Source organism: Agarivorans sp. D1326 (genome assembly GCF_056958115.1).
The window spans coordinates 144,750-162,886 of sequence record NZ_JBTWEN010000001.1; the positions used below are offsets into that span (position 1 = coordinate 144,750).

12 protein-coding genes are annotated in these 18,137 nt (G+C 42.9%); 2 read left to right on the forward strand and 10 right to left on the reverse strand.

The window, feature by feature from the left end:
- Positions 1–7 precede the first annotated feature (7 nt).
- From ACYFDN_RS00675 to ACYFDN_RS00685, 3 genes are read right to left on the reverse strand one after another with little or no spacing between them, the layout of a single operon-like run.
- A complete protein-coding gene (locus ACYFDN_RS00675; RefSeq protein ID WP_483509676.1) occupies positions 8–1,045 on the reverse strand; it encodes an ABC transporter substrate-binding protein in 1,038 nt (345 codons plus the stop codon).
- The gene (locus ACYFDN_RS00680; RefSeq protein WP_406611423.1) at positions 1,045–2,892 is read right to left on the reverse strand and encodes an SLC13 family permease; all 1,848 of its coding nucleotides are present in this window, start codon (positions 2,890–2,892) and stop codon (positions 1,045–1,047) included. The genes ACYFDN_RS00675 and ACYFDN_RS00680 overlap by 1 nt, the downstream gene beginning before the upstream one ends.
- Positions 2,889–3,635, reverse strand: a complete 747-nt coding sequence (locus ACYFDN_RS00685; protein WP_483509677.1) for a hypothetical protein — start codon at positions 3,633–3,635, stop codon at positions 2,889–2,891. The genes ACYFDN_RS00680 and ACYFDN_RS00685 overlap by 4 nt, the downstream gene beginning before the upstream one ends.
- Positions 3,636–3,976: 341 nt before the next feature.
- Here ACYFDN_RS00685 and ACYFDN_RS00690 point away from each other — a divergent pair, with 341 nt between their 5' ends.
- A complete protein-coding gene (locus ACYFDN_RS00690) occupies positions 3,977–4,381 on the forward strand; it encodes a GFA family protein (RefSeq protein WP_483509678.1) in 405 nt (134 codons plus the stop codon).
- Here the strand turns inward: ACYFDN_RS00690 and ACYFDN_RS00695 are convergent.
- The 4 genes from ACYFDN_RS00695 to ACYFDN_RS00710 form a co-directional block, all read right to left on the reverse strand.
- Positions 4,378–6,210, reverse strand: a complete 1,833-nt coding sequence (locus ACYFDN_RS00695; RefSeq protein ID WP_152780851.1) for a sensor domain-containing diguanylate cyclase — start codon at positions 6,208–6,210, stop codon at positions 4,378–4,380. The genes ACYFDN_RS00690 and ACYFDN_RS00695 overlap by 4 nt on opposite strands.
- Before the next feature lie 327 nt (positions 6,211–6,537).
- Positions 6,538–7,524: an HTH-type transcriptional regulator CysB gene (cysB, locus tag ACYFDN_RS00700; protein WP_016401866.1), complete on the reverse strand. Its 987-nt coding sequence runs from the start codon at positions 7,522–7,524 to the stop codon at positions 6,538–6,540.
- A 138-nt stretch (positions 7,525–7,662) separates the two neighbouring features.
- Entirely contained in the window at positions 7,663–10,161 is a 2,499-nt protein-coding gene (locus ACYFDN_RS00705; RefSeq protein WP_483509679.1) for an ABC transporter permease, read from the reverse strand.
- Positions 10,162–10,171: 10 nt separating this feature from the next.
- Positions 10,172–10,870, reverse strand: coding sequence for an ABC transporter ATP-binding protein (locus tag ACYFDN_RS00710; protein WP_483509680.1), 699 nt, complete (start codon positions 10,868–10,870; stop codon positions 10,172–10,174).
- Between the two features lie 20 nt (positions 10,871–10,890).
- On the opposite strand from ACYFDN_RS00710, the gene ACYFDN_RS00715 reads away from it, so the two are divergent.
- Complete coding sequence (locus ACYFDN_RS00715; RefSeq protein ID WP_152782076.1) at positions 10,891–11,532, forward strand: arylesterase; 642 nt, start codon at positions 10,891–10,893, stop codon at positions 11,530–11,532.
- On the opposite strand, the gene ACYFDN_RS00720 is transcribed toward ACYFDN_RS00715, so the two are convergent.
- The 3 genes from ACYFDN_RS00720 to ACYFDN_RS00730 form a co-directional block, all read right to left on the reverse strand.
- Positions 11,529–12,080, reverse strand: coding sequence for a cell division protein ZapC domain-containing protein (locus ACYFDN_RS00720; RefSeq protein WP_406611242.1), 552 nt, complete (start codon positions 12,078–12,080; stop codon positions 11,529–11,531). The two genes, ACYFDN_RS00715 and ACYFDN_RS00720, sit on opposite strands and share 4 nt — an antisense overlap.
- Positions 12,081–12,170: 90 nt before the next feature.
- The gene (pyrD, locus tag ACYFDN_RS00725; protein ID WP_483509681.1) at positions 12,171–13,181 is read right to left on the reverse strand and encodes a quinone-dependent dihydroorotate dehydrogenase; all 1,011 of its coding nucleotides are present in this window, start codon (positions 13,179–13,181) and stop codon (positions 12,171–12,173) included.
- Positions 13,182–13,238: 57 nt separating this feature from the next.
- Positions 13,239–18,071 carry an NAD-glutamate dehydrogenase gene (locus tag ACYFDN_RS00730; protein WP_483509682.1) on the reverse strand — a complete coding sequence of 1,611 codons (4,833 nt, stop codon included), beginning with the start codon at positions 18,069–18,071 and terminating at the stop codon, positions 13,239–13,241.
- Between the last annotated feature and the right edge of the window lie 66 nt (positions 18,072–18,137).

Sequence of the window (18,137 nt, forward strand, 5' to 3'; positions counted from 1 at the left end):
AACGGTTTTATTCAAAGTAGTTATTGGTGGCGCGGGCAAAAGCTTCTAGTACTTTTGGCACTTTGATATCGCGAGCTTCAAGTGCTTGATGACGCAGAGCTACCACGTATTGTTTCGATATAGCCACTGGCATCTGTGACAAACTAGCGGGATCTTCCACTAAGCGAATAGCCCGCTCGAAAGCTATCTCTCCCTGCTCAAAGGGTGAAGCTCCAATCGAGAGCATGACCCCGTCTTCAGAGTTAAATGCATTGATACCTACAATCGGCAACGTTGAATTTGCTTCGGTCCATTGCGCCACTTCTTTAGCAGAGACAAAGCTTTCGCTACCGTCACTAAACAGTTTACGGTAGCCGCCAACTAGCAAAAATTGGTACTTGCCGTTAAGTGATAGAACAGCTTGCTTCCACTGCTCGAAGGTTTTAACCCCAAGGTGCCCTTGGTATTCGAGTGGCGCCCACTCTTGCTTTGCTAGGTAACCCGCATCAAGCTTGGCCGACGTTGAACTATCGGAGAGGTAAACAACACTCCCTTTCAAGCTGCCAATTCTAGGCTGGCTTTCTACCAATAATCTTAATACTTCTTTAATTGCGGACACCGATTTACGTTCAAGTATGCCGGTTACATTGTTAGCGTCCTGATAACCATAGGCTTCAAGCTCGGCGTTTACGCCGGCAAACACAATCTGAATCGCTTCGTTGCCAATATAGTCGGTAGCAACTAAGCGCTGAGCATCGTCGTCAATAACCAGTAATACATTGGGTTGGTAGTTATCGACTACCCGTTTAGCAACCGTAGCAGCGCGTTTTTTGGCGGCTTCGCTAGATTGATTTTTGGTATTCATGTAGTGATAGCGAATGTCAACATTCATGTGTGCGCGTTTGGCTCTGTCTATGCCTTGGTTAACTGTGCGGGTCCAGGCATAGTCGGTTTCGTAGCTATGAAGAATGAGGATTCTTGGCCTTGAAGCCCCCTCCACGACTATCACGCCGATAGTGGCAACGAGAAAGCTCAGCATAATGACGCTTAACAATAACTTTTTCATTATATAAGCCCCATGCTCTGCCAATAAGGAATGCTGAGATAAACCGCTACAAGTTTAAACAGGTATATCAGTACATTCATTTTCATCAACTTGGCTTCATCATTACTCACAATGCCGGTGGTTAAACTTAAAAACTGCATGTAATAAGAAGCTTGGAATGGCCAAAAGAAGCTTTCTGAAAGGAACAGTATTAGAAAACCAATGACCCAAGGATTTACTCCTACTTCTATGGAAGCAGGAATAAGTAAGGTGGCTAGAATAATCACCGTTGCATTGATTGGCAGTATTAAACGAATAAGACTCACGATAACAGCTAACAACACCACAAACAGTGCCAGACTTTCTTGCATGTAAGCTGCCAACCAATAGATTTTTCCAGTAAGCCAAGTATCTAGCTCTACTTGATGAATAATGTCGACCACACCAATTAGCGAGCCTAAGAACACAAGAAAGCTCCAATCAATTTTGGTTCTAAACTGGTTGGGATCTAAAAAACCAAACATCATCAAATAGAACAGAATGGCTAAGGCAACCCAAGCAACTTCGATACGGTGAATATTGGCAAATAACAGAGCCGATATAAGCACGATTAGACCAAGAATTGACGACCACTCGGCAGGGTTTAGCGAACCAAGGGTTTTAAGCTGCTGCAGGCTTGTAGTTTTTGGCAGCTTTAAACTTTGCTTATTGCGATAAACCCAGCACAAAGAAACTGCGTACAGCGCTAACAACACCATGCCACAAACCAATGCTGCGAGTAGCCAATCTAGCCATTGAAAATACTGCTGAACTTGCTGTGGCAACATGCCTAGTACGATGAAGTTTACCGACTTACTACTAACAAATATTGGCGACAGTAAGCTTGCGCCAAATAGCAAGCTGGCCTTTAACCTTGGTCCCTCTTGCTCACGCGCTTCTTTACTCGCACCACTCAACAAATCTTTTAAGAACGGCGCAACAATGGTTACCCTACCATTAACGGTAGGCACAACCGGTGTAAGCAATGCGCCAACACTAAAAAAGCTGATGTTGTACCAAATTTTGGAAGCAGGACCGATTAACAGTAGATGCAACAACATGCGATAACTTAAACCCGATGAGCGGATTACCGCGCTCAAGCCAAGTATGCTCAAAGCCATAAAAAAGCTGTTGCTCGAGAAGCCGGAAAACGCCGACTCACTGGTGGTAATTCCCAGCAATACGGCACTTAATACAGCAAATAGCCCGGGCACATAATCTGGCAGCAAACGAAAGATCCACATTACCGAACAAATGCCAAGGATTGACGCAAAGTAGATTGCATCTTGATGCAATGGTTGCTGGCTAAGTATTAAACCCCAATAAATCATTAAAGGCGTGATTATCGCAAACAACCAACCAATGATCTGGCGATAGCCTACTTCAATGTCATGTTTAGGGCTTAAGTCGACTTCAATATGCGTTTGCCCCGCAAGGCGAGAGTGGAAGCTGTCGAGCAATGACTGCTTAAAACTACTGTAGGCTTCTAGAGTAAGTATCGCCGCCAAGGGTAAAACTACCAGCTCGGCACTCTCTACTACCTCAATATCGTAGATATAACTGCGCATACCTAATGCCGACTCTTCACCGAAGAATCCACTAATAGGCCCTTTTACCTGATCTTTATTGGTGGTTTGTAGCTCACCTTCTAGTAAGTAATATAGATTGTTGGCGTTTTCTCCCGAGCGGCAAACAACCTCACCAGGCGCTAACTTTACAACTGTAATGTTTGCTAACAACCGAGCTAGGTCTTCTTTCTGGCAGCCAGAAAAAGCGGGGTTACTTTTTAAAAACTGACTTAAAACTTGTAGCTTTTCCGGCATAATCATCGGCAATACTGCTCCGTTGGGATAACAGCATGTACCTGATACTCTGCCCCCGGCGCAATAATGTATTCACTAACACCTTGTTTAGATTCAAGGTTTCCCCAATCGTAGGTGTAACCTAAGCCTGTCCATGGAACACCTGCAGACTCTCGAAAGCTCTTGAAGTATAAAGCTTGGTAGAAGCCCGGATAATCGTTAATCCCCTTCACCTCATTGGCTATTTGGCTGGCATCTAACTTACAACTCTGGTCGTCAATTTCAGGGTCGACACAAGGCCTAAATAGATCTTCTGGCGCAACATACAACTCTACAAAAGCATCGTAATCCCAGCTTGGATCTAAACCTAGGTATTGCTTTAAACGCAGCTCAAGCTGGCTTTGCGAAACGGTTTCATTATCAGACAGGTACTTACTGCAGAACTGCTGAAGTTGCGGAGCGAGGCTCACCCATATGGGATAATTTGGATTGGTAGAACTGTGGGTATTTGGCAAAATGAATTTGTCGATGGCACCCTGGCTTTTCCAAGTGAGTACCAGCAGTTTGTCGCCTTGTTCATTCCATTGCAGCAGTTCGTTGTTAGCATTTACGGCAAACAAATTAGTGCTAACATCTTCAGGTTGAGGAAATGCAGCCTGCTTAACTGCTAAATCGTAGGCGGAGTTAGGTTGCTCGAGTGATTGGCTACAACCTGTCATAAGGCATACAGATAAGGTGCAAGCAAGTGCAGAAAAAGTGAATTGATTCAAAATATGTCCTTGTTTGAAAGCGGCAAATCCTTTGCCTTATAACCAAAAGCGAGATAACGCTTAAGGCTTAGCTCTTAACCAGCAATAGTTGCTAATTACTTGTTAATAACAATAAATTAGCTTTGGTAAGATTATATTGCTAATAGGAATATCACAAACATCAATAAAATACTGCTTTAAGGCTATTTTTTGTAAAGGCAAGCTGTATCGCCACATGAACACCCAGATAGGCAGTTTAGCATTTTCATAACAAGGCCTTGTTTAAAGATTAAACTGGTTATACCAATATGATATAAAAGTATGGATGTTTGATAGAAATTAAACCTAGGAGGACTTGAAAAATGAGTAACATCAACGGAAGTTGCCTATGTGAAGCTGTGCGGTTTGAAGCCCAAGACAAGTTTCAGCAATTTCATCTCTGTCATTGCGATCAGTGTAAGAAAATGTCCGGTAGCGCACATGTCTCAAACTTATTTATTAGGCCGGAATTTTTTAAGTGGCTGGCTGGTGAAAAACTGGTCGCTAGATACGATGTTCCTAAACGCAGTATAACTAACGCTTTTTGTAAGCAATGTGGTAGTGCAGTGCCCTATTTATCGAGTACTAAGCAGTGGGTAATTGTGCCGGCTGGCGGCCTAAACAATTGCCCTAGTTTAAAACCGCAAGACCATATTTTTACCAACGAGAAAGCGGAATGGTACAAAGATATTGATGAAATAGCTCAGTATCCTCATTTTCCAGATTAAGCTACGTTTGCCACGACGGCTTTATTACGTCCACTGTCTTTAGCTTCGTATAAAGCGTGGTCGGCTAAACTCATCAACTGCTCTATATTTTCTTCTGATTGCATCAACGCAATACCGATACTGGTGGTAAAGCGTATTTGTACGACACCGGTATTCACATAAATCCGTTCAACTGCAGAACGTAAACGCTCTGCGGTATGTTTTGCAGTATCTAAATCGGCATATAAGGCTAAGCCAAATTCTTCGCCGCCTAAACGCCCTAATACATCACCATCACGAATTTCACTTTCTAAGGTACTGGCAAACTTCTTCAAAGCCTTATCACCAGCAGCATGGCCATGGTTATCGTTAATTTTCTTAAAGTGGTCAATATCGAACATTAACATCGTCATGGGGTGAGAACGGTTACGGCAACTATCAAACATCGCTTCGGCCTTCGCCATAAAGCTACGTCGATTGTTTATGCCTGTTAGTGGATCGGTGCGAGCTTCACGCTCTGCCTCAGACTTAGCAACTTCAAGTGCATGAGTACGCTCAGACACCAATATTTCTAATTCTTGTTTAGCGCGCTCAAGTTGGCTGCGATAGCGCAGTTCAGCCTGCTCTTTTAGACGGCGCAATCTAAACAGGTGAATCCCCATAGCAACCATGATCACCATCATTTCACTGTATGAGGCTACAACCGGCCAGTAGTAAGTGACAAAGGTATGTTCAACAAGGCCTAAATCACGCAAGGCTTGGCTAAATAGCCCGACTATTAATACTGTCCAACCTAAGGTGTAAACAGCAGATTCTCTTGAGCCTTGGTACCAACGAATTAAACTGGCTATCGCTAACATCGGGTATAGCAACAAAGCAATGGTGATAAGCACCACCGAGAATACGGTTTCTCTGGTTAGTGCCGCCACGGCAAGTAAAGCCGCATTTAAGATCATAAAGCGTAAAACATAATCTAAACGAGGCGTATTCACTTTTGTTTGCAGGAATATGCGGGCAAAAATAACACCAGTCATTATCGACATTGCCCCAGTTAAGGACATGTAACTCCAATGGAAGTCTTCACGAATGAAGAACATATGCGTAAAACCCAATATAGTTGGCCATGTCGCCAATTTGGTAGCCGCATAGACAAAGTATGCGTAATAGGTTTTATCATTGGTGGCAATTCCGGTCACCAAGGAAATAATCGACATCAAGGCCAGACCGCCTACCAAAAAGGCAATACTACCTAGCTCAATACTCTGCACATAGTGCATTTTGTCTGGCTGCCAAATCCTTAAATCTGGGAATACAAAACCCTTTTCGTCAGAGCCAAAGCGAAAGTAAAACTGATGGGTTTCACCTGCTGCTAACTCTACTGGCACTACAAATCGTTGGTGACTGACTAAGCGCTCTGAAAAAGAATTATTTAAAGCGAGATCGGCAATTTCTAAAAAACTGGGATCATTGGTATTACGTTGATAAGCATTTAAGTAGATGAGTTGGTGGTCAACGTATTCTAAATTTAGAGTAATCGGTTTATCGCTATCATTGTGCAGATAGAAAACGCTCCAAAAAGCTCCTGGCTGTAAACCCGTGGAACCTTTACTCGGTAATCTGGAGAACTTATCTAAACGATAAGCAGCGATAGCATCAGCCAGATCAGCCTTGCCTTCTAAATCGTGCCATACCTGAAAATGCTCACCCAGCCTGACACCATCTTCTAAACCATTTACGTGCAACGCGCTTAAGCTCTCAGCTTGAGCAACAGAGAGAGTACAAACAGAAAACAAAACCAAGGCCAAAGCGAGTTGAGTTTTGCCTAAACAGCGCAAAAAATAATTAATCATGATGGTTTTACGTAGGCCGCCTTTCCTTGCGATATCGGAGTAGTTGTTAAATCTAATGTTCGTACAGCCCTGTAACAAAACATTAACCACTTATTAGAAGCTTAAAGATAAACACTAAGGAAGTCTACGAATCTACCTCTAATTAGTGAATTATCATCAAGTTGGGTACCAAATGTTACAATTTATCTGGCATTGCTAACCAAGAGCACTACTAACTGCACTAGCGCCAGAAGGGCTTATAAATCACAATTATAGTTAATTTTATTAACAATGGTTGGGGATGCGGCAAACAAAAAAGCAGCCATCTGGCTGCTTTAGGAGGAACAACTACATAACGGGTAAGTCAATATTTTTGAACAGCTCTTCCACTTCATCGAGAGACTTGGCTTGCACCGCTCTATCGACAATATCTCGGGTTAGGTGTGGCGCAAATCGTTCAATAAAATCGTACATGTAAGTACGTAAGAAAGTACCTTTTCTAAAGCAAATCTTAGTGGTGCTTGCTCTGAATAAATGGCTAGCATCAATCGCTACCAAATCCTGATCTTGTTGCTTGTCGATAGCCATACTCGCCAACACACCAACGCCAATTCCCATTCGAACATAGGTTTTTATCACATCGGCATCGGTTGCAGTGAAGACAATCTTTGGCACTTTGCCAGCACGGCCAAAGGCATCATCTAAATCGGAACGACCAGTAAAACCAAAAATGTAAGTAACAATGGAGTGTTTAGCTAAATCGTTAATGGTAACGACTTCACCGTTTAAGTGTTTTTTCGCTAACTCATGTTCTTTGGGCACCAATATGCTGCGATTCCAATGATAACAAGGCAACATCACTAAATCGGAGAAAATATGCAGTGCCTCAGTGGCAATGGCAAAGTCTGCACTGCCCTTAGCCACTGCTTCATTTATCTGGTTAGGCGTGCCCTGATGCATGTTTAAAGAAACATTTGGGTAACGATGGATAAAACCTTGAATAACTTCAGGCAACGCATAACGCGCTTGAGTATGAGTGGTTGAGATATTAAGCGAGCCTTGGTCTGGGTGAGTATGCTGATTAGCTACCGCTTTAATACTCTCAACCTTGGCCATAATCTCATTGCTGATGCGAATGATTTCTTTGCCAGCAGGAGTTACTTGGCTAAGGTGCTTGCCGCTACGCTTGAATATCTGAACCCCTAGCTCATCCTCCAATAAACGAATTTGTTTACTAATACCGGGCTGCGAAGTATATAAACTCTCCGCAGTAGCCGACACATTGAGGTTGTTGTTTACTACTTCGACGATATAACGTAACTGCTGCAATTTCATGTAGTTGAGTTCTCTGGCGCGAAAAAACTATAGCGCTAACTATCCGGTTAGCGAGTTCTTATTACATTTTTTCATAAGTATATAATCAATTACAGAGATATTGAAACGTCTTTATAACAGATATTTACTAAGCGCTAATCAGTTCAAATTTCTCACCAATTGTGCAGAGTTTTGTTTTAACAAACGCAAGGTTGCCCCAGCGCCCATTAAGGCGACTAACAAGGTGCCTAACAACGGCCCAAGTACCCACAACCCTAGGTTAATGGAAGCGCCGATATCAAACACAAACACTTGCAGTAGCACCAAAATAGTTTGGGCAGCACTGGCTGCAATAAATCCGGCTAAAAAGCCGAGTATTACGAACTCATAGATCACCGCATTACGCAGTAGTTTTGCGCTAGCGCCTAAGGTTCTCAGTATCACCGTTTGCCGTCTACGTTCTTCCAAAGAGCTTTGTACTTGTGCATATAACACTAAGCTGCTGGCAAGTAGCACTACTACTAGCACAAGTCTGAGTGCTAACGCGACCTGATCAACCACCTGAGACAGTTGTTCAATCAAGGCTTTAACGTTAATTAATACTAAGGTTGGAAAACGCGCCATGGTTTGCGCCATCCAAGCCGCTTTATCTTCGGGCAGATTAAACGACGTTAAGTAGCCAGTCGGAAAGTCTTGCAAAATATCGGGGCTCAGCAATACGTAAAAATTAGGCTGCATGGTATTCCAATCGATACTGCGTAAGCTTGTTACGGTAACCGTAAAACGACTGGCACCAATCATAAATTCAAGAGTGTCGTTAAGTTTAATATCTAAGCGTTCGGCAAACTCTTCATCTACCGAAGCCTCACCAGTACTACCAGCTGTAAGCCATTCACCTGCTACCAGCTCATTACGATAAGGCAGCTCCAATACACTGCTTAAATTAAGTTCGCGACCCGCTCCTCGGCGTCGTGAAGAAGTCTTCTCTGAGTACTCCCCTTCTCGTTCTTGACTAACCGCTTCTTGGTTGATGGCAACCAGCCGACCTCGTAACATTGGGAACATGGTGGTGAGTTCGACACTTTCATCGGCAAAACGAGAGGCTAGCTGAGGCTTCTGCTGCTCGGAAATGTTGTACATGAAGTGATTAGGCGCGCCTTCTGGAAGCTGTTGCTGCCACTCACTAATCAAATCTTGTTGGATAACCCATACTACCAACGCTAACTTGATGGCTACAGTAAAGCCAATAAGCTGAACCCTATTTTGCTTAGCTCTTTTATAAAGAGACGAAATCGCAATCTTCAAACTAAGGCTTTTCAATTTCTCAGCTTGCTTCTTACTGCCCCAGAGCAGCAATTGGCTCACAACCAACAACAGCGCCACCGCAATCAAGCCTACACCGAGCAAAATTGCACTCAAGGTAAATGAACCGCTATAAAGTAACAGCAATGCAAATACACTCACTAGCATCCACAACGCAATCCATATTGGATTAACCACCGCATCATCACTATTGCGGCGAATTACTCGCATAGGTGCAATGTTAAATAGCTGAGACAGCGTTGGCAGCGTAAACGCAACCCCACAAATCAAGCCACTGCCTGCAGCCATTAAGTAGGGCGCAGCACCAGCACTGGGTAAATCAATATTGAGTAACTTTTCAACATAATGGGTCACTGGCCATTGCACCAACGTGGCCAAAGCAATACCCAATACAATCGACACTAATACAACAGTAAACAGGTGTCCCAAATAAATGATTCTGATCTGCGGCTTACTGGCACCAAGCACTTTAAACATCGCAACGGTGTCGTAGTGACGCTGGCAATATAGGCGACTGGCTACCGCAATGGCGGCGCTGGCAAGCAAAATTCCGATAAGACCAGCTAATAGCAAAAATTGCTGCGCCCTTTGCAAGGCTCCCGCTAAAGGAGAGTTGCCACTACGTACGGTTACCATACGTTGGTTATCGGCAAGCTGCGGTGTTACCCAATTTTCGAAGGCATCTAGCTGGCTTTTATCTCCAGCAAACATATAGCGATAACCTAAACGACTGCCAGGCTGCACAACTTCTGTTTGTGCAACATCGTTAATGTTAATGATCACTCGTGGGGCGGTCATAAATACACTGAAGGGCGCATCAGGTTCGGTAACAATACGGCCAGTCACTCGAAATTCTGCTTCGCCAATTTCGATTAAGTCGCCAATATCTATATCAAGTTGATAAAACAAACGTTCTGCAATCCAAGCCTCACCCTGAGGAATGCCCTTGGCGGACTCATTTGTTAAGCCATTTTTTTCTCGGCTTATTCTTAAACGCCCTTTAAGGGGATACTCTTGGGATACTGATTTAACACTGGCGAGTATTAAATTTTCGTTGCCATAAATCATGGAGGGAAACAACAACTGTTCAGCATAATCAAGCTGTAAAGACTCTGCTTGAGCAGCCAAAGGTAAGTCTACAGGATGAGCACTGCGAACCACTCGGTCAGCCGCAATAAAGTCACCACTCTTGTTAAAAATGGCCTGCTCCATTCGGTCTGTTATGCTGGTAAACAACCACACCGAACTTACTGCCAATACAATAGCGGCAGAAATAATGGTCAACTCACCGCGCTTTAGCTCAGCCTTAAATAAACGCCAAATTAAACTCTTCATCCTTGGCTCCTTAAGGCTGAATAATACGACCAGCTTGCAATGTGATTTGTCTTAAGCAACGTGCCGCCAGTTTTTGCTCGTGAGTTACCAGTACCAAAGTTGTGCCTGCTTGTTGGTTTAGCTCAAACAGCAGATCTTCAATGATTTGGCCGTTGTTATTGTCTAAGTTTGCCGAAGGCTCATCGGCAAACAGCACTTTTGGCTGACAAATAAACGCCCGTGCAATAGCTACTCTTTGCTGTTCGCCACCGGATAGTTGATTTGGATAATGATCGTGACGTTCAGCCAAGCCCACTTTAGCCAGCCACTGCTCTGCGAGTTCTTTAGCATTAGGTAAACCCTTAAGCTCCGCAGGTAACATTACATTTTCTAGCGCAGTTAATGCCGGCACCAATAAAAACTGCTGAAAAATAAAACCTACATTGTCGCGACGTAAACTGGCGCGTTGCTCTTCATCAAGCGCAGCTAGGTTCTTTGAACATAGTTCCACACTGCCCTCACTGGCACTGTCTAAGCCAGCCAAAATACTCAACAAAGTGGTTTTACCTGAGCCAGAGGCTCCAACAATCGCTAGGGATTCGCCCTGTTGCACAGTTAAATCAATATCATTCAGCAGATTCAAATTTCCACCCGGAGTTGCAACATGATGATTGAGTCCGCTGGCGTTTATGATTATGTTAGACGCTGAATCTGAATTAGCTGTTGGCATATAGTAGGTGCTCAAAAATGATGGTTAGACACAAAAATAAAGTTTTAACGCTAGTTACACTATCTGTTTTACTCTTTTTTACATTGAGTTCAAAGGCTTTTGCCAATACCAAGTCGATTCTTATCCTAGGTGATAGTTTAAGTGCTGGATATGGCATGCCAATAGAACAGGCTTGGGTTTCATTAACCCAGCAATACTACAACGAAACAGACCAAGCTATCGATCTCATTAATGCCAGTATAAGTGGCGAAACTACAGCAGGTGGTTTAAGACGATTACCTTCGTTGATTCAACAGCATAAGATCGACTGGTTATTGATTGAACTAGGCGGTAACGATGGTTTACAAGGCCACCCTACTTCCAACATTGAAAACAATCTAAACGCGATTATTGCCTTGGCTAAACAAAACGACATCAAGATTGCGTTGATGCAAATTCGTATCCCACCTAATTACGGCAAACGCTATCGACAAGCTTTTGAAGGTTTGTACCCCAAAATTGCAGAGCAGCAACAGATTAACTATCTACCGTTTTTTATTGAAGAAATAGCCACTAACTCGTCACTGATGCAAAACGATGGAATACATCCTAACCAACAAGCTCAACCGCTTATCAGTCAGAAAATGAGGGAACAACTAAAGGAGTTAGTGAACGCCGGCTAGCCGGTTTGGGCAAAGCCGTTAGCGTTTTGTAATAGCTGAGAAAGTGGAACAACCCGATCTTGCATCACTTTAATGGCTTCGAACTGGCTTAGCGATTTTCGCTCATCCAGTACTAAGCCACCTTCAATCGTCATTAAGGTGTAAGTTTGCTCACTCACCTCTACCACCACGCAACGCGCTTGAGCGTTTTCGGTTTGCAATACTGCTAGTTCGCCGACTTGTAAGAGGTTTTGATGAGTACTTGCAGTACTAGTAAAAAACCAACTTTGCGGCATTAACGGTTTTAAGAACTGAGCTGAAGCAACAGCATTTAGACAAATCTGCACTTTAATAGGATCAGACCAATTAAAGGGTTCTAACTGCTCGAGAAATTGATAATAGAGCTGAGTGTGCTCGGTAGTAAACGGACCATCTTCTTGAGCATGTTGAACACAACGCTTTTTACACAACTTAGACACAAACAGCATATTTTCACCTAACTCAAGAGTCATTACTCCCTTGTTAGTATCAAATACCCAGTGCCATTGTTTATTAGGTTGAATTAACATTGCTAAAAAGAAAAACTGTCCATGTTGAGTTCACTTAATAAACAAATGTACTACGAGAACTCAACAAAGACAAATTAAATTAATTAAAATTTATACAGCCTTGGCTATTTGTTTAATTAATTCTGGGCCTTTATAAATAAAGCCACTATATATTTGAACTAATTTTGCGCCGGCATCCATTTTTTCTTTAGCGGCCATTGCTGAATCAATTCCGCCAACCCCGATAATTGGGATCTCAGATTTTAAGTAATGATCTAATTTTCTAATAACTTCAGTGGACTTTAATTGCAAAGGACGTCCACTTAAACCACCAGCTTCACTAGCGTGGTTCATGCCTTCTACCATTGAGCGCTCTAACGTTGTATTAGTAGCAATTACACCATCGAGCTTATATTTTAATAAAGAGTCACTAATTTGTTCTATTTCAGCTTCTGATAAATCTGGCGCTATTTTGATCAATAAAGGAACATGTTTATTATATTGCTGAGAAAGTTGATCTTTACGCTCAGTTAGATCCTTCAATAGATCTTCTAATGCTTCACCATATTGAAGTGTGCGTAAACCAGGAGTATTTGGGCTAGAAATATTAACAGCGATATAAGAAGCATGCGGGAACGCTTTATTCATGCCTATTAAATAATCATCTTTACCCTTCTCTACCGGAGTATCAAAGTTTTTACCAATGTTGATCCCAAGGATCCCTTTATATTGGCTTTGCTCAACATTATTAATTAAATTGTCGATCCCTAAGTTATTAAAACCCATTCTGTTAATAATACCTTCGGCATCTAATACTCGGAAAATTCTTGGTTTATCATTCCCAGATTGCGGACGCGGTGTAACAGTACCAACTTCTACAAAACCAAAACCCATGGCATCAAAGGCTTGAATACACTCACCATTTTTATCCAACCCTGCCGCTAAACCAACTGGATTAGGGAAAGTTAAGCCCATCAACTCTACCGGATTAGGCACGATATTCTGGCGGTAAACACGATCTAATAAGGTTCCACCAGTGCGTTTGAACATCTCAATAGTAAGATCGTGTGCGCGTTCTGGATCAAGTTGAAAGATAAGCTTTCGAGCAAGTGGGTAATACATTTGAACTCCTAGTATAAGACCCCCGAAGATGCAGGGCTTCGGGGGCAGTATTTTATACTAATTTACGGAGCAGTTTAAATTTAATAGGTTCAATTCCCTCAATAAAACCGAAAATTTTGCAAACTCGTGGGTATTTCCGGTCTTAAAGTCAGCTAACATGTGATTCCAGCGGTCTAACAAAGGCTCGTGGGCTGCTAACCAATCATCTAAGGGATCATTGCTTTCCATTTTACTGGCCCATTTCAAGGCACTTACCGTTAACTGACGCTGTTGCCAATCAAGATCCTCTCTAAAAGAAGATCGAGCTAATGCCTGCCAATGATTATCAACACTTTGTAGGTTGATTTGATCCAAGAACCAATGCAAACCAATTTTAGTCCCTAAGTTAAAGTACAACTTAGCTACCGCTACAATGTCTTGTTCAGCTTGCTCTGCTACTTCAGTTAAGTCTAACACTGAGTAAAGCGAGTTCATTTTAGCCATTGCACAAGCAATTTCTGCAGGTACTTGCTGGTCTTGCAGCTGTTTAGACTCATCGTTAACCAGCTTAACTTCTTCAGCGGCTAATACATCCATAAGATTCTTTTGCAGCTGTAAATAGCTAGGCTGATAGCGTTCTATTTGTTGAGCAATGCCCAGTGAGCGGTCACGCAAGGTTAAGAAGCGACGAGTTGCACGGCGAATAATGCGGCGCAAGTTATCCATCATTTTCAGCTGTAGCTGAGCACTGATTTTGTTATCTAAGCCTTCAATTTTTTCGTACAGTTCCCACACACCAAACACTTCGCAGGCCGTGACATAGCAGTTACAAATCTCAGCAGGGGTAGCTCCTGTTTCTTCAACTAAACGGGTAACAAAGTTAAAACCTACATCGTCAACCACTTTGTTCGCTAAACGAGTTGCCACAATTTCTTGTTTTAAAGGATGTTGATGCATCTCGGCTACGTAGCGTTGCTGCAACAACAATGGGAATGAAGTAATGAGTGTTTGACTCAAATAGGGATCTTCAGTCACCTCTTCAACATTAAACCACTCTTTAAGTACCATCTTACCGTAGGCCACTAATACCGCTAACTCGGGGCGCGTTAAACCTTGGCCATTAGATTGGCGCTCTATTAGCTCTTCGTCGCTGGGCAAAAACTCTAGATTTCTATCAAGCAGACTGTCGCGCTCTAGAGCATGCATAAAGCGGATAACTTCCTTAACGGTAGCGGCGCCTAATTGTTCAGAAATACTAATAGACTGGCCCTGACGATAAGCGTTATCTAAAACAATCTCGCTAACGTTCTCGGTCATGTCCACCAGTAGTTTGTTACGTTGCTTCTCAGTTAAATCACCATTACTGACTAAACCATTTAGTAAGATTTTGATGTTAACTTCGTTATCTGAGCAATCTACGCCACCCACATTGTCGGTAAAGTCAGTATTTATTCGGCCACCGTTAGATGCGATTTCTATTCGCCCTAATTGGGTGATACCCAAGTTACCACCTTCACCTACAATTTTGGCACCAAGCTGCTTACCGTTAACTCGCACCGCGTCGTTAGCTCTATCACCAACTTCTGAGTCAGACTCTGAGCTTGCTTTAACGTATGTGCCAATCCCGCCGTTCCAAAACAAGTCTACAGACGAGCACAAGATGAGTTTAATAAGCGCGTTAGGTGTAACACTCTTCTCTTTTGTATTTAGCAGTTTTTGGATTTGAGGTGTAAGCGAAATTGACTTAGCGCTACGAAGGAAAATGCCACCACCTTCACTAATTAAGCCCTTATCGTAATCTGCCCACGAAGAACGAGGTAGCTCAAACAAGCGCTTACGTTCTTTGTAAGAAGAGGCAGAATCAGGACTTGGGTCGATGATAATGTGCATGTGGTTAAATGCTGCCACTAGGCAGGTATGTTCGGATAACAACATACCATTACCAAATACATCGCCAGCCATGTCGCCCACAGCCACACAGGTAAAGTCTGTAGTTTGACAATCAATACCTATTTCACGGAAATGACGCTTAACCGACTCCCAAGCACCACGTGCAGTAATGCCCATGCCTTTATGGTCGTATCCATTGCTGCCGCCGGAAGCAAAAGCATCCCCCATCCAAAATTGATATTCTTCACTCAGCTTATTGGCAATATCTGAGAAAGTAGCAGTACCCTTATCTGCCGCTACAACCAAATATGGGTCGTCTTCATCACGACGAACCACTTGCTTAGGCGGAACAATCTCACCTTTTACGTTGTTGTCGGTAATGTCGAGTAAACCGCGAATAAAGGTGCGGTAACACTCTTTACCCTCTTCCAACCACGCATCTCGATCACTTGGGCTTGGCAGGCGTTTACATACAAACCCACCTTTTGCTCCAACTGGCACAATTACCGTATTTTTAACTTGCTGAGCTTTTACTAAGCCAAGTACTTCGGTTCTAAAATCTTCTCGTCGATCTGACCAACGCAAACCTCCGCGCGCCACTTTGCCGCCCCGTAAATGCACCCCTTCTACCCGTGGAGAGTAAACAAAAATCTCAAACATAGGCACCGGTTGTGGCATGTCTGATATTGCACTCGGGTTCATTTTGAAAGAGATATAATCTTTTACCTGCTTATCTTGATTTAGCTGGTAGAAGTTAGTTCTTAAGGTGGCCTTAATCATCTCTAAATAGCGACGAATGATTCGGTCGTCATCAAGGTTTTCTACTGCGTCTAACAGCGAAATTAATTTAGCTTCAATCTTCTCTTCTGTTTTATTTGAGCGTTTAAGACTTGGATTAAAACGACGACGGAATAGCTCTAACAGCAGAACCGATATATCTGGGTAGCTAGCAAAAGTTTCTTCAATGTAACTTTGACTAAAGTTGCTACCGATTTGCCGCATATATTTTGCGTAAGCACGCAACAACGCAACATCTCGACCAGACGCCTGAGCAGCCAAGACTAAACGGTTAAAGCCATCATCTTCCAAACTACCAGACCAAATTTGTGCTAAAGCTTGCTGGAAGTTATCGCGATTCTTTTCAATATCTAGCTCTTGAGAAGCTACAAAGGTCATAGCAAAATCCAGCAGCCAATATACTTTTCCATCGCTGGTGGTAAGTCGATAAGGCGTTTCACCTATTACTCGTAACCCCATGTTCTCTAACATGGGTAAAATATCAGACAGGTGCAAAGGCTCATTTAGGTGAAACAGCTTTAAACGAACATGGTTGCTATCGATGTTTTCTTCTTGAGGTCGATAGAACAGCATGCCTAACTGATTTTCGTCATCAAGATCTTCAAACTGAATAATATCGGCTACCGCAGAGCCCGGTAATACATTCTCTTTATAAGAACGAGGAAAAGCAGTTTGATATTTATTACTAAGCTGAATGGCTCGCTCTTCGCCAAAATTAGAAATAAGTGAATCAACTAAGCGGTCTTCCCAGGTTCTTGCGGCTTCAATAAGATTGGTTTGTAGGTCGCTCAAGTCAAACTCCTGATCGTTATTTTCTACACGCACCAAGTAATGGGTTCGCGCCATTGAACCTTCGGTGAAGTAAGTTGAGAACTCCACGTCTTCCTTAGACTTAAAATGCTCCTTAAGAATTTGCTGGCTATGGATCCGCAAAGCGGTGTTGTAGCGCTCTTTTGTGGTATACACCAAACAAGAATAAAAGCGTCCGTATATATCCTTACGAACAAACAACTTCACCAAATCACGTTCTTGGATTTGTTCTACGCCTAAGCCAATGTTGAGTAATTCTTCTTCAGTGGCCTGAATAAGCTCATCACGGGGATAAGTTTCCATGATGTTTAGCAAAGATTTATAAGCGTGAGAGCCGGCAGGAAGATCTGAATTAACCATTATCTTCGCTAGCTTTTGGTTAATCAGTGGAATTTCTAGAGCACTACGGTTGTAGATAGAAGAGGCATACAAACCAATGAAACGGTGCTCGCCAACCACTTTGCCATTTTTATCAAAAACTTTAACCCCAACATGGTCAATATAGGCTGGTCTATGTACCCGTGACTTGTGGTTGCTCTTATTTAACACCAAAGGGACTTGGTTGGTGGCTAAATCTCGCCCTGCGGTGGTGTAAGAAGACAATGAGACAACTTGGCTGGTTACGTATTCTCGATACAAACCTAAACTGCCAGTTTCATCAGGTATTAGCTGCAAATCGCCTTTTACTTGCTTAAGTGAATAGTGTCGATAGCCCATTAAGGTAAAGTTGTTATCCGACATCCAAGACAAAAAAGCGGTACTTTGGGCCAAAGATTGATCGTCTTTTGCGCCACTGTTATTAGCCAATTCATCTGCCACCGACTTTAGCTTTTTGAGCATCGGTTGCCAGTCATTCACCACTACGTTAACTTCATCCAATACCGTGTTAAGTTCTTTATTTAGGCGTCGTAAGGCTTTTTCATCGCTCTGGCGGTCAATCTCAATCATGAATACTGTTTGATTGCCAAGCTGGGCATGCTCTACATCATGAACGGCCGTCACTTTGTTATTATCATCTCGATCTAAGCGCATCGGTTGATGCATTAACAAGTGAGTATTAATGCCACTACGCCCTAAAGCCATGCGGATGGAGTCAACCAGGAACGGCGAATCTGGCACCACTATCTCGATAATAGTATGGCTAGATTGCCAACCATGGCGGCTCAGTTCGGGGTTATAAACCTTAATGTGGCGTTCGCAGGTTGAAGTATGATTAAGGGCATTCCAAAGCCCTACTCCCACTCCATATAAATCACTGTCGCTGCGATTGGCTAAATCGTCACTGCCCATGCCTGAAAACAGTCGTGAGAAAAATTCTTCGGCCAAGGGAGCAGCCGTTTTATCCAGTTTTTGATTTACGATTTGATAGACTTTTTTAAGCAGTACGGAGGCATGTTGCTGCGCTCTTGTCATAACGCATTCCTTATCCTAGTAGAGTAATATTATTATTGTGTAAAACAATGGCTTATTGTTTATTTC